Genomic DNA, 13,245 nt, shown 5'->3' with positions numbered 1-13,245 from the left:
TCGGGTTGCGGAAGTGTCGCCAGTTTCGCAGGTCACCCTCGCAAGCCCGCAACCGAGGCATCGGAGGCGGCGAGGTCGGGGACCAAGGTGCGGAGCCGCGCGAGCGCGTCGCTGGTCTGCGACTTGACGGTGCCGATCGCGATGCCGAGGGTGGCCGCGGTCTCGCGCTCGGTGAGGTCGTCGTAGTAACGCAGGACGATGACGGCGCGCTGTCGGGGTGGGAGCCGCAGCAGCGCGTCCCTGACGGTGATGTTCCAGGCCAGACTCGGCCCCGCTGCCTCTCGTTCCGGGAGATGCTCGACCGAGGTCTCCCGCCAGCGACGGGTTCGCCAGCGGGTGGTGGCTTCCCGGGCGAGCACCTTGCGGACGTACGGCTCGGGGTTGTCCTGGATCTTGCCCCACTTCGGAACCACCTTGATGAGCGTGGTCTGGACGAGGTCCTCGGCGTCCTCGGGGTGTCCGGTGAGGAGGTACGCGGTACGAAGCAGGGCGGGGCGGCGGGTGGTGACGAACTCGTCGAATAGCTGACCGTCAGGCTCTGGCACGGCGCCTCCAGGCGAGGATCGCGAGGGCGGCGACCACGAGCGTCGTGCCGGCCGTGATGGGCAGGAACCACGGCGACCGGGGGTGCGGCGGGGGCGGCTGGTCTCTGACCGGCGAGCCGAGGAGGTTGATTGCGACTCGGAAGTTGTCAAGGCTTCTGCTGAGCACCTCAGTGGAGCCGTCCCGGACATCGACCGAGACGAGGTCGAGGGTGGGTCCGTCACCCCGGGGCTTGAGGGCTGCTAGGTGGGTTTTGTCCAGCCAGGCGATCACTCCGGCGAAGGCGCCAGGGATCGGGACACCGTTGCCGTCGTCATCGATTCCCTTCACGCTGATCTGGCCCGGCGAGCTGTCTCCGATGATCGCGGCTACCCGCTTCGAGTCCGGGGTCATGGCTATGAATTGTGACCCGCCTACCCTCGCCGCCGTTTGGGGGATCTTGGCGGGCGTAGGTGTCCCATCGGCCTCGATGATGACCGCGTCCGTGCTCACATCGATCACTGAGCCGGCGCCAGTTGTGCTCGCGGAGTCGAGACTGGCGCGGATGGCGGCGGCCCGGCCAGTGCTCAGGTTGAAGACCGTGGCCCGATGGTTGGTTGAGCCGCAGCAGTCCTGCATCTGCCCGAATTCGACGCCGAGGTGGGTGGCGTCGAACCAGACGAAGGCTCCGTGCCCGATCCCGCGCTTGGTGCTGGGTTTCTGGCTGACGACCTCACCCGTCACGGTGTCATAGACGGCATAGCCATTGATCGTGTCGCCTTCGCGGTCCCGAATCGGGTTGGCGACCTCCCCCTTGGTCCAGTAGGCCACATGGCGGCCATCCGGCGAGAGCGTGGCCTCGAAGAGGAAGGTGGAAGCCGCGTGGGGGAGGTCGAGGAAGGCGTACGCACCGGTCTCGGCCGAGACGCCCACCAGGCCGTTGGTGGTCCCGAGCCAACCCTTGCGAGGCGCTTCCAACGTCGCGATGAGCGGACCTGACGGACCCACCGAGTCCGTGCCGGGGAGATGTGGACTGGGTTCGTGGAAACGGTTGGGGAGGTAGCTGCCGGTCCCGGTGTCCGTCGCCGGCTCGACGCCGGTGCGTTGCTGCCAGGTCGCCGTGCCGAGCGCGATCAGCAGCACGCAGGTGATGGCAGCGATGGTGATCGTTCCGAGGCGCTGCGTACGCGCCATGCGGCGGCCACGCCGCCACAGCTGTCCGGGGGCATCGCCGCCGGAAGGCGCGTCACGGGCGAGTTCTTCGAGTAGGTTGGTCAGCACATCGGTCTCCAGTTCGATCGTCCGATGACTGACACGTATCGAGCCTCGCCGAAGGTTGGGTGTGCTGATTTGAACAGAATTCCCGTGCGACCTTTGCTGGATTGGGCAGAATCACAGGCGTGAACTCTGACATCGGAGAACGGCTCGCGGGGCAGCATGTGCTGCTCACGGGAGTGACCGGGTTTGTCGGCGAGGCGCTGCTGCATCTGATGCTGACCGAGGTGCCGGACGTACGTCTCAGCGTCCTGGTCCGGCCGAAGGGGTCGACGTCGGGGGCGGACCGGATCGCGAAGATGCTGACCAAGCCGATCTTCGAGGCTGTCTCCGATGCGCAGGTGAACGTCATCGAGGGCGATCTCTCCGCTCCGCCGGCGCTGCCGGACGATCTCGACGCCGTGGTGCACTCCGCGGGCGACGTCTCCTTCGACCCGCCGGTCGACGAGGGCTTCGTCACCAACGTCGTCGGCGTCCGCGAGCTGCTCAAGCGGGTCGAGGAGACCGGGCGGGACATCCACTACCTGCACGTCTCGACTGCGTACGTCTCCGGGCGGCGCCGCGGGCACATCCCCGAGGGTCCGGTCGACCACTCCGTCGACGTGGACGCCGAGCTCGCCTGGGGGCTGGCGCAGCGCGCGGCCGTCGAGGAGCGCTCGCGCGGCGTCGAGGTGATCTCCAAGCTGCGCAAGCAGGCCGAGCGCGAGCACGGTCGCGCCGGCCTGATGACCGCCGCCGCTGCCGCCGAGGAGGCGCGCAAGAAGTGGGTGAAGGACGAGCTCGTACGCCTCGGCACCGAGCGGGCGCGGTCGCTGGGCTGGACCGACGCCTACACCTTCACCAAGGCGCTGGGGGAGCGGGTCGTCGAGGCCCACGCTGCGGCAGGGAATCGCGCCACGATCTACCGCCCGGCGATCATCGAGTCGGCTGTCTCCCGCCCCTATCCGGGCTGGATCGAGGGCTTCAAGATGGCAGAGCCGCTGATCCTCGCCTACGGCCGCGGCGAGCTGCCGCTCTTCCCGGCGGCCGCGGACACCCCTGTCGACATCGTGCCTGTCGACCACGTCGTCGCCTCGATCGTGGCGTGCCTGGCGCATCCGCCCGAGCACGGGAACCCGGCCTACTTCCATCTCGCCTCCGGCGACCGCAATCCGGTGACCTTCGGGATGCTCTACGAGACCGTGCGGGCCTACTTCTCGAAGGAGCCGTTCGCGGCGGGTGACCGCGGTGCGGCCCGGCTGCCGGAGTGGACGTTCCCGGGCGGGGCCTCGGTCGAGCGGATGATGGTGACCGGGGAACGGGTGCACAAGGTTGCCGACCGGCTGCTCGGGCTGGCTCCACGCAGCGACCGCACCCGCGGCTGGGCGCGCGACCTCGACCGGCAGGGCCGGCGGCTGCAGTTCCTGCGCCGCTACCTGGACCTCTACAAGGAGTACGCCCAGGCCGACCTCCGCTTCGTCGACGAAAACACGCTCGCGCTCTACCGGTCGCTGTCGCCGGCCGACCAGGAGACCTTCGCCTTCGACACCGGCGTGATCGACTGGCACGAATACCTCTACGACATCCACGTGCCGTCGGTGACCAAGCCGGTCCGTGAGCTCGACGAGCTGCGCAAGCTGCGGAAGAGGCCCGACTCCGGCCGGCTGCCGCAGCTCAAGGATGGGCGGGTCGCGGCCTTCTTCGACCTCGACGGCACCCTGATGTCCTCCAACGTGATCGAGACCTACCTGTGGCTGCGCCTCGGTGAGCTCTCCGGCACCCAGAAGGCGGCCGAGATCGCCCGGATGGCGAGCAAGGTGCCCGGCTACGTGTGGGCTGACCGCACCGAGCGCGGCACACTGCTGCGTACGGTCTACAAGGAGTACGCCGGTGCCCGGCTCTCCGAGCTGGACGAGATCGTCGACGAGCACCTGACCACGCACATCCTCGGGCGGCTGGCCCCGGACGCGGTCCGGCGGATCCGGGAGCACCGAGCCGCGGGGCACGTGACGGTGCTGGTCACGGGCGCGATCCGGCCGCTGACCAGGCCGCTGATGCCGCTGTTCGACCACATCGAGGCGGCCGACCTGGCCGTCGACGATCGTGGGTTCTGCACCGGTCACATGGCCGCCTCGCCGCTGGTCGGGGAGTCGCGCGGGGCGTTCGTCCGAGAGTGGTCGCGCCGCGAGGGCATCTCGCCGGCCGACTGCTTCGCCTACGCCGACTCCCACTCCGACCTGCCGCTGCTCGCTGCGGTCGGGCACCCGGTGGCGGTCCGGCCCGACGTACCTCTGTTCCGGCACGCCAAGAAGTCGCACTGGACGATCGTCGACTGGGAGTCGCCGGGCCACGCGAGCCGGACCCTCGACCCGGCCGGGCTGCACCGATGAGGAGGGGCTGAATGCTCGCGCTCGAGATGTACCGCAGCGTCGCCAAGACGGCGCTTGGGAAGGTCGCCGGCGGGCGGCTACCGCTCCTGCTGACCGGGGCCGCGGCGCCGCTGCGGATGGTGACGCTCGACCCGCCGAGGGTCGAGCACGAGGGGTGGGCGCGGCTGCGGGTCTCCCTCTCCGGCATCTGCGGCTCCGACCTGGGGATGCTGTCGGGTAAGACGAGCCTCTACTTCCAGCCGCTGGTCAGCCTGCCGTTCGTGCCCGGCCACGAGATCGTGGGCGAGCTGCTCGACCCCTGCGGCGACTTGGACGCCGGGACCCGTGTGGTCGTCGATCCGGTCCTGACCTGCGCCGCGCGCGGGCTGGAGGCATGCGAGGCGTGTGCGCGCGGCGAGACCAACCGCTGCTCCCGGATCACCGTCGGCGACATCTCGTCCGGGCTGCAGACCGGGTTCTGCCACGACACCGGCGGCGGCTGGTCGCAGCAGCTCTCGGTGCACCGCTCCCAGCTCCACGTGGTGCCGGAGGGCTACTCCGACGAGCAGGCACTGCTCGCCGAGCCGGTGGCCTGTGCGGTGCACACGGCGCGAAGGGCCGCGGTCAAGCCCGGTGACCGGGTGCTCGTCTCGGGGGCCGGGGCGGTCGGGCTGCTGGCCACGCTGGCTCTGCGCGAGCTCACCGACGCCGGCGAGATCCTGGTCGTCGCCAAACACGCTCACCAGCGAGAGCTGGCGCTGGAGTTCGGCGCCACCGAGGTCGTCGCGCCGTCGGAGACGCTGCGACGGATCAGGCGCGCGACCAGCGCGTTCATGCTCGAGCCGGAGATGCTCTCCTCGCCCTACCTTCTCGGCGGCGTGGACGTGACCGTTGACGCGGTCGGCTCGAAGGAGTCGCTGCAGACCTGCCTGCACGCCACCCGCGCAGGTGGACGCGTGGTGCTCTCCGGGATGCCCGCCTCCGCCGATCTGTCCGCGGCCTGGTTCCGGGAGCTCGAGGTGGTCGGGACGTACGCCTCCTCGCGGGGCTCCGGCGACTTCGCCACCGCCCTCGACCTGGTCGGCCACGACGCCATGTGCCGCCTGGCCAAGACCGTCGCGCCCTACCCGCTCCACCGCTGGCGCGAGGCCCTCGACCATGCCCATTCAGCCGGTCGGCTCGGCACCGTCAAGGTGGCGTTCGACCCCCGCCGGACCAGCTGAGCACAGCCGTCTTGAAGAAGGAGAGTCATCGATGACACGCCCAGGTTTCGTGCTGGAGGTCGACGACCGTACGCCGCCCCTGCTCGTCCACGAGGGGCTCGGGTTCCGGCTGGAGGAGTTCCCGCAAGGCACCCGGGTGGTCTACCCGCCCGAGTCGCTGCCGACGGTGCCCGACGTGGAAGCCGCGATCCGGGAGTCGCTGGAGAACCCCGTCGACTCCGAGCCGCTGCGGGAGCTGATGTTCCCGGGGATGCGGCTGACGATCGCCTTCGACGACCTCTCGCTTCCGCTGCCGACCATGAAGGCGCCCGACATCCGGGGCCGGATCATCGAGCAGGTGCTCACGATCGCGGCCGAGAAGGGCGTCGACGACGTCGAGATCATCGCCGCGCTGGCCCTGCACCGCCGGATGACCGACGCCGAGATGAAGCACATCGTCGGCGAGCGCGTCTTCCGCAGCTTCGCGCCGCAGGGGCTGCTCTACAACCACGACGCCGAGGACCGCGCCAACCTCGAGCACATGGGAGTCACCGAGAAGGGCGAGGACGTCGAGATCAACAAGCGGGCGGCCACCTCCGACCTGCTGATCTACGTCAACGTCAACCTCGTCGCGATGGACGGCGGCCACAAGTCGGTCGGCATCGGGCTGGCCTCCTACAAGTCGATCAAGCACCACCACAACGCCAAGACGATGGTGCACTCGCGCTCGTTCATGGACCACAAGCACTCCGAGATGCACTCCTCGGCCTGGCGGATGGGCAGGCTGATCGGCGAGCACGTCAAGGTCTTCCAGATCGAGACGACGCTCGACAACGAGGTGTTCGGGAAGCCGTACGACACGCTGCTCAAGCGCGAGTGGGAGTGGTCGCTGCGCGACCAGGCGACGGTGCTCGGCCTGCGCCGCGGGCTGGCGGTCGCGCCGCAGAAGATGCGCCACAAGATGTTCCACGACCTGCGGTCCAACTACGGGCTGACCGGGATCACCGCCGGCGCGGTCGAGCCGGTGCACGAGCTCACCGTGCAGCGCGTCCACCAGCAGCAGCGGGTCAAGGTCGAGGGGCAGTCCGACGTGATGGTGATGGGGGTGCCCTATCTCGGCCCCTACAACGTCAACTCGACCATGAACCCGATCCTGGCCGCCTGCATGGGGCTGGGCTACTACTTCAACTCCTACCTGCGCCAGCCGGTCGTGCGCGAGGGTGGCGTCGCGATCCTCTACCACCCGCTCGACGAGGGTTTCAACACCCTCACCCACCCCTCCTACGTCGACTTCTACGAGGAGGTGCTGGCCGACACGAACGACCCGGCGCTGATCGGGCCGAAGTTCGAGGAGCAGTTCGCCACCGACCCCTGGTACGTCCACCTCTACCGCACCTCGAACGCCTACCACGGCGTCCACCCGTTCTACATGTGGTACTGGATCGCGCACGCCCTCGACCACCTCGGCGACGTCATCTGGGTCGGCGGCAACCCCAAGGCCGCGGCGCGGATGGGTTTCCGGTCGGCGACCACGTTGCGCGATGCGCTCGAGATGGCGAGCTCGACCGTCGGCCCGTCCCCGTCGATCACCTACCTGCGCAACCCTCCGCACCTCCTGGCGGACGTCCGATGAGCGCCGCGCGTCGGTCGAGCCCGCGAGCGCTAGCGAGCGGTGTCGAGACCAACACAGTCGATTCGAGCGCGGAGGGGACCGTGTTGGTTTCGACACGCCTCCGCCTAGCGGCTCCGGCGGCTCAACCAGCGGGGGCGGGGTGGTCCGCATGAGTGGCTTCTGGAAAGAGACGGTGCGCGACGTACGGCTCTTCCAGCGGGGCTGGCGGTGGGGTCACCGAGCGCAGGTGCCGCGGTCGGCGGAGCCGTTCGTGCCGCCGGCGACGACGACGGTCTTCGACAACGAGTGGTCGCGCAAGCCGCCCGCGCGAGCGGTCAGGGAGGTCGCGCAGGCCGGGCTGGAGGCGGTCTTCCGGTCGCAGGTCAAGACCCAGGTCGAGGGGCTGGACGTGCTCGAGAGGCTCGACGGGCCGGTGATCTTCGTGTCCAACCACGCCTCCCACCTGGACACTCCGCTGATCCTGCTGAGCCTTCCGGACCAGTGGCGGCGGCGTACGGCGGTGGCGGCCGCGGCCGACTACTTCTTCGACACCTGGTGGCGGGCGGTGGGCTCCTCGCTGGTCTTCAACACGCTGCCGATCGACCGTCGCGGGGGCGCGCTCGCCAACGCGCCCGGTGAGGTGCTTGCCGACGGTTGGTCGCTGGTCGTCTTCCCGGAGGGCACCCGGTCCAAGGACGGGACCGTGGGCCGGTTCCGGTCCGGCGCCGCCTACCTGGCCATCGAGTACGGCGTCCCCGTGGTCCCGATCGCCCACCGCGGCACCTACGCGGCGATGCCGCGTGGGGTGAACTGGCCCGGCAAGGACAAGGCCGGCGGCCGCCGCCAGTTGACCGTGCGCTTCGGGGAGCCGCTCCGCCCGGCCGAGGGCGAGTCGATCCGTGAGTTCGCGCCCCGGATCAGGACGGCGGTGGCGAGGCTGCTGGATGAGGACGCCACGGACTGGTACGCCTCGATGCGCCGCGCCGCCGAGGAGCGCACTCCCGACCCCGCCGGTGAGGAGATCGCCGAGTGGCGCAAGGTCTGGGCGGCCACGGAGTCACCCGACACCGAGCCGGACCGGATCAGGGCCTGGCGGCGCTGATCCGGTGTTGCTGAGCCGGGTCAGGCCCAGCGCAGCAGCGCCGCGACGGGTGCGTCGCCGAGCACGCTGGCGGGCAGGACGCACACCTCCGCGTCGGTGAGGACTGCGGCGGCGATGAGCGCCTCGCTGGCCGGGACGGGACCGGAGACCGGGGCCTCGCCGAAGGTGAGGCCGGGGTGGTCAGCCGGGTCGAGGGTGTGCTCGGCCAGTGCGTCGGGGTCGATCAGCAGGGTCTCGACGCGGCCGGTGACGAAGGCGTCGGCCACGTCGCGTACGCCGGTGGCCGCGCGCTCGCCCTTGCCCCAGGCCTCCTCGAGCCGACGGACCAGCGCCGTGCGGCGGCGTACGACCTGGTCCAGCAGCGCGGTGCGGATCGCGTCGTCGCGAGCCTGGTCGCCGCCGTCCTCGGCACGCTGCCCGCTCGACAGCTCGACCACCTCGGCGCGAAGGCCGGCGAGCCCCTCGCGCAGCCTGCCCACCGTGGTCGGGTCACCACCGACGAGCACGAGCTCGTGGCCGTGGTCGCGGACCAGCCTGGTCACCTCCTCGGCGACCTTGTCTGCGCTGTTGCGCCACACGTTGTCGGTGGTCTGCTGCATCCGGTAGGCGGCCCACCCGACGTTGTCCTGGATCTTGTGGACGTGCTCGAGTTCGTCGCCCTCCACGGTGGTGGTGCTCGTGGGCTGCGGCAATCCCGAGTCCCACAGCGAGATGTCGCCACCGGTGTGGTCGGCCAGGACCAGCACGAACGGCAGGGAGGCCTCGCGCGCGGCGATCCAGGAGCCGAGGTCGGGCAGGGCGTCCCAGGTCGCGACCGGGTTCGGGACCTCGGCTACAGCGACCTCGTCGTAGGCGATCCCCTCGGGCGTCGCGACGATGACCCTCGCGAGCGGGGCAGGCTGGCGTACGTTCGCCTCCAGCCGGTCGGAGACCTGCGCGACGATGCCCGGGGGAGCCCCCTGGGCGGAGAGCTCCTCACAGGCGGCTCGCACGCGGAGCTCCTTGGCGTGGGCCGCGTTCTCCGAGTCCTGGCTGACATCGGCCAGCACGGTGGCGTACGGCCCGGGACGGGTCAACAGGTTGGTGAATCCAGCGGTGTCCATATCGGTGTGGTACCCACCGACCGGGACTGGTAGACGGGGGCTGGCAGACGGGCCGGATCAACCGGCCTTGCAGGTGACCTCGGTGACCTGCCACTCCTCGTCCTTGCCCTCGCCGGAGCGGGTGACGACGAGGGTGAACACGGACTGGCCGCCGTCGGGGGTCAGCTCCACCGTGGCGCCGGTCTTGGTGAGGTCGGTGGAGGTGATGCGTACCTTCTCCAGGTGGCCGCGCGCGTCAGCCGTCTTCTCGGTCGGCGGGGTCTGGACCGAGGGACAGGCCCGCGCCCACTGCGCCACCAGCTCCGGCTTCGCCTCGACCGTGGTCCAGCTCGTCGTCCGCGCGAACCGGCTGGCAGCCGTCTCGGACTGCTCGGTGGCGTGCTCGCGGAAGCGTGAGCGCGAGTAGCCGTAGCCGGCCACAGAGATCAGCACTCCGACCAGCAGAAGCACACCGACCTTGACCGCGATCTCGCGCCGCTCGCTGCTTTGCACGGGACGTTCCTACCACCACCGGCCCCAGGACCCGAACCGGCTCGCGGATGAGAGAGCTCTCATGGTCATCTCACGATCACCTCACCGCGGGTCGAGATGGTTCTTGCATGGCGCCGGGAACACCCGGTGCAGAACCTGAAAGGGACGAATGATGAAGAAGCTTCCGATGATCCTCGGTACCGGCCTGGTCGGTGTGGTCGCGGCCGGCGTGTTCAGCTACCAGAGCGCTGCCGCTGTCGATGACGACAGCTATGCCAAGCGTGAGGAGAAGTCCAACACCCAGGTGACCACCGTCGATGATGACGATGACAACGACGCCGACGACGTCACCCGCGACGCCGCCGGCAACGACGACGCGACCAACGGCACCGGCGTGACCCGGGCGACCAAGGACAACACCCGGGACAACACCCGCGACAAGGTCACCCGCGACGACCAGACCAAGGACGACAACACCAAGGACGACAACACCAACGACGACAACACCAACGACCGGACCCAGGGCTGAGTCGAAGATGACCGACACCTGGGGCCTGGTCCAGGGTGACGCGATCACCCCCGAGCTGACCGCGATGCGGCTGCTCGGGGGCGGCTCGTCGTACGAGGCCTTCCTGGCCTTCGACGAGATCACCTACGGGCCGGTCGTCGCCAAGGTCCTGCGACCGAACCTGATCGACAGCGAGACCAGCCGCAATGCGCTGCGGCGCGAGACCGACGCACTGACGCAGTTGCGCCATCCCGTCCTCGTCCGCGCCCTGCGCGAGGACCTCGACGGCGAGCGGCCGTACGTCGTGATGGAGCACGTCGAGGGCCCCCGGCTCTCGACGCTGGTCCGCCGCCACGGGCGCCTCCCGGAGCAGCAGTACCTGCCGCTCGCGCTCGACCTCGCCTCGGCGCTGCACTACCTGGGCCGCTCCGGCTGGGTGCACCTCGACATCAAGCCGAGCAACCTGATCATGGGCTCGCCGGCCCGGCTGATCGACCTCTCCGTCGCCCGACCTGTCGCCGCGGCCGCCGCGCTGCGCCACGAGATCGGCACCGACGCCTACATGGCGCCCGAGCAGTGCCTACCCGGCGAGCGCGGCGAGGTCGGCCCCGCCAGCGACGTGTGGGCCCTGGGCGCGACCCTGTTCCACGCGGTCACCGGCGAGCGGCCGTTCCCCCATGGCGACCCGTCGGCCGCGGACCGCACCGAGCGCTACCCGCAGCTCGTCTACCGTCCCGGCGACCTCCCCAGGCGTACGCCGCCCGAGGTCGTCAAGGTCATCGAGGCGTGCCTCGCCCCGGCTGCCGGTGACCGGCCGGCCCCGGCGGAGATCGCCGAGACCGTCTCACCCGCGCTCGAGCGGCTCCCGCGGGCCTCGCTGGGAGGCCTGCGGATCCACTGACCCTTCTCGATATCCCCCGCGGCTGAGGGCCCGGCGCTTGCCGGGTCCTCAGCCGTTCCGTGCGCCGAGATCAGGGCTGGAAGCGGTAGCCCATGCCGCGGACGGTCTCGACCCGGGCCGAGCCCAGCTTCTTGCGCAGATAGCCGACGTAGACGTCGACGACGTTGGAGCCCGGGTCGAAGTCCATACCCCAGGCCAGGTCGAGCAGTTGCGCGCGGGAGAGGACCTGTCCCGGATGCCGCAGCAGCACCTCCGCGAGCGCGAACTCACGCGCCGAGAGGTCGCTCTCGCGCCCGTCGACCCTCAGCCGCCGCGTACGCAGGTCCAGACCCACCGATCCGGAGCGGAGCTCGCCCACCTCGGCGTCGGTGTTGTCCTGCTGCCGCAGGCGTACGTTGATCCGGGCCCGCAGCTCGGCGAAGCGGAACGGCTTGGCCAGGTAGTCGTCGGCGCCGCCCTCGAGCGCGGAGACGGTGTCGTGCACCGAGTCGCGGGCGGTCAGCACCACCACCGGCATCCGGGAGCCCTGGGCGCGCAGCTGGTCGAGCACCTCGAAGCCGTCGATGGTCGGCAGACCGATGTCGAGCACCATCAGGTCGAAGGCGCCGCTGAGCGCCTCCTCGAGTCCCGCCAGCCCGTCGGCGACGGTGCTGACCTGGTGGCCGTCGGCGCTCAGGCCCTTGGCGAGGAAGGCCGCGATGCGGTCCTCGTCCTCGACGATCAGGATGCGGGCCATGCCTCTCCTTCGTGTCCGTAGGGGCGTGCGGGCAGGGTGATCGTGAAGCGGGCGCCCGGTCTGGCGTCCTCGACGCCCACGGTGCCACCGTGGGCGGTGGCGATCGCGGAGACGATGGCGAGGCCGAGTCCGAGCCCCGGCCGGTCGCCCGAGCCGGTCTCCGCGCTGCGCGCGAACCGCTCGAAGATCCGCTCCCGGTCCTCGGCGGGCACGCCGGGTCCGGTGTCGCGTACCCACAGCCGCAGGGTGCCGTCAACGGTCGCCGAGCCGACAGCGATCCGGTCGCCGGGCGCGGTGTGGCCGGCCGCGTTGTCGCACAGCTGCAGCATCGCCTGGGTGACCCGCTGCGGGTCCAGGCGCCAGGTGCCGGGCGTGGCTTCGTCGAGGTGCCAGTCGCGCTCGGCCAGCGCGCTGGCCTTGGCCAGGATGTCCTCGGTGAGGGTGTCGACGTCGACCTCCTCCAGGGTGAGGAAGTCGGGCCGGTCGTGCTTGGCCAGCAGGATCAGGTCGCCGACCAAGCGACTCATCCGGTCGATCTCGTCGAGCGCCAGCCGCCGGGTCTGCTCGACCTCGGCCGGGTCGGACTCGTCGAGGAGCTCGAGGTGGCCGCCGATGATCGTCAGCGGCGTACGCAGCTCGTGGCCGGCGTCGTCGAGGAACTGACGTTGGTCGGTGAACGCCTGCTCCAGGCGGGCCAGCATGTCGTTGAAGTTCCTGGTCAGGGCCGAGATGTCGTCGTTGCCCGACTCGGGCAGCCGGGCGGAGAGGTCGCTGGCGTTGACCGCTCCGGTCGCCTGCCGGAGCCTGGTCAGCGGGGCCAGCAGCCGTCCGGACTGCCAGGCCGCGACCAGGGTGACGAGCAGGGCGAGGAGGGCGGCCACGATCGTGTAGGTGCGCATCGTGCTGCGCAGCTCGGCACGGTCCTCATCGAGGTAGGAGACGACCAGAAGGGCGCCCTCGGTGGTGCCCTGGGCGTTGTCCTGCCGCACCGGCTGGCTGGTGATGCGTACCTCGCCGTCCGCGGTGTCGAGATAGGTCGTACCGCCGTTGCGGACCACGTCGCGTACGGCGCTGTGGAACCGTGGCGAGGTGACCAGCGGGTCCTCGGGGAAGTGCGCGCGCGGCCGGCCGTCGACCCAGGCGACGAGGAGCTCGTCGTCGTCGGGCACGTTGCGGCTCAGGAACGTCCGCAGCAGGCCCTCGACGTCGTACGGCGCCCTGGTCTCGGGGTCGATGCCCTCGGTGCGCAGCCTGGAGAACTCGTCGAGCTCCTGTTCCATCTCGCGCGTGGTCGCGGCATCGACGCGGCTGAGCTCGACGGCGTAGACGATCAGGCCGGCCCCGGCCAGGGCGAGGGTGACCAGGAGGGCCACGGACGCCGTGATCCGGGCGCGCACGGACAGCCCCCGGCGCGGCGGGGGCGGTGTGGTCCCGGGAGGCTGAGGGTCAGTCGTCGTCATGGCGG

At 70.4% G+C, this 13,245-nt stretch carries 12 protein-coding genes; 6 read left to right on the top strand and 6 right to left on the bottom strand.

The window, feature by feature from the left end; genetic code table 11:
- Positions 1 to 32: 32 nt before the first annotated feature.
- Together AB0F44_RS24095 and AB0F44_RS24090 are read right to left on the bottom strand one after the other, a co-directional pair.
- The gene (locus AB0F44_RS24095) at positions 33 to 545 is read right to left on the bottom strand and encodes a SigE family RNA polymerase sigma factor (RefSeq protein ID WP_357359195.1); all 513 of its coding nucleotides are present in this window, start codon (positions 543 to 545) and stop codon (positions 33 to 35) included.
- Entirely contained in the window at positions 532 to 1,803 is a 1,272-nt protein-coding gene (locus AB0F44_RS24090) for a hypothetical protein (RefSeq protein WP_357359194.1), read from the bottom strand. The genes AB0F44_RS24095 and AB0F44_RS24090 overlap by 14 nt, the downstream gene beginning before the upstream one ends.
- Before the next feature lie 119 nt (positions 1,804 to 1,922).
- Between AB0F44_RS24090 and AB0F44_RS24085 the strand changes: the two genes are divergently transcribed.
- From AB0F44_RS24085 to AB0F44_RS24070, 4 genes are all read left to right on the top strand, one after another.
- A complete protein-coding gene (locus AB0F44_RS24085; RefSeq protein ID WP_357359193.1) occupies positions 1,923 to 4,166 on the top strand; it encodes an HAD-IB family hydrolase in 2,244 nt (747 codons plus the stop codon).
- Between the two features lie 11 nt (positions 4,167 to 4,177).
- A complete protein-coding gene (locus AB0F44_RS24080; RefSeq protein ID WP_357359192.1) occupies positions 4,178 to 5,368 on the top strand; it encodes a zinc-binding dehydrogenase in 1,191 nt (396 codons plus the stop codon).
- Between the two features lie 31 nt (positions 5,369 to 5,399).
- Positions 5,400 to 6,980 (top strand): lactate racemase domain-containing protein, encoded by a 1,581-nt coding sequence (locus tag AB0F44_RS24075; RefSeq protein WP_357359191.1) that lies wholly within the window; start codon positions 5,400 to 5,402, stop codon positions 6,978 to 6,980.
- 148 nt (positions 6,981 to 7,128) lie between these two features.
- The gene (locus AB0F44_RS24070; protein ID WP_357359190.1) at positions 7,129 to 8,061 is read left to right on the top strand and encodes a lysophospholipid acyltransferase family protein; all 933 of its coding nucleotides are present in this window, start codon (positions 7,129 to 7,131) and stop codon (positions 8,059 to 8,061) included.
- A gap of 20 nt (positions 8,062 to 8,081) precedes the next feature.
- Here the strand turns inward: AB0F44_RS24070 and AB0F44_RS24065 are convergent, their stop codons facing one another.
- Positions 8,082 to 9,164 carry a Vms1/Ankzf1 family peptidyl-tRNA hydrolase gene (locus AB0F44_RS24065; protein WP_357359189.1) on the bottom strand — a complete coding sequence of 361 codons (1,083 nt, stop codon included), beginning with the start codon at positions 9,162 to 9,164 and terminating at the stop codon, positions 8,082 to 8,084.
- A gap of 57 nt (positions 9,165 to 9,221) precedes the next feature.
- On the bottom strand, positions 9,222 to 9,656 hold the full coding sequence (locus tag AB0F44_RS24060; protein ID WP_357359188.1) for a hypothetical protein: 435 nt from the start codon (positions 9,654 to 9,656) through the stop codon (positions 9,222 to 9,224).
- Positions 9,657 to 9,807: 151 nt separating this feature from the next.
- On the opposite strand from AB0F44_RS24060, the gene AB0F44_RS24055 reads away from it, so the two are divergent.
- On the top strand, positions 9,808 to 10,164 hold the full coding sequence (locus AB0F44_RS24055; protein ID WP_357359187.1) for a hypothetical protein: 357 nt from the start codon (positions 9,808 to 9,810) through the stop codon (positions 10,162 to 10,164).
- Between the two features lie 7 nt (positions 10,165 to 10,171).
- Positions 10,172 to 11,044, top strand: coding sequence for a serine/threonine-protein kinase (locus AB0F44_RS24050; RefSeq protein ID WP_357359186.1), 873 nt, complete (start codon positions 10,172 to 10,174; stop codon positions 11,042 to 11,044).
- Positions 11,045 to 11,114: 70 nt separating this feature from the next.
- Here AB0F44_RS24050 and AB0F44_RS24045 read toward each other — a convergent pair whose 3' ends face one another.
- Positions 11,115 to 11,780: a response regulator transcription factor gene (locus tag AB0F44_RS24045; protein WP_357359185.1), complete on the bottom strand. Its 666-nt coding sequence runs from the start codon at positions 11,778 to 11,780 to the stop codon at positions 11,115 to 11,117.
- Positions 11,765 to 13,245: HAMP domain-containing sensor histidine kinase (locus tag AB0F44_RS24040; protein ID WP_357359184.1), on the bottom strand; the 1,481-nt coding region annotated here is incomplete at its 5' end. The genes AB0F44_RS24040 and AB0F44_RS24045, both read right to left, overlap by 16 nt.

This window comes from Nocardioides sp. NPDC023903 (assembly GCF_040639295.1).
In the GTDB taxonomy this organism is placed as follows: domain Bacteria; phylum Actinomycetota; class Actinomycetes; order Propionibacteriales; family Nocardioidaceae; genus Nocardioides.
The sequence above is the reverse complement of the archived record's forward strand: the minus strand, read 5'-3'. Positions and strand labels throughout refer to the sequence as shown.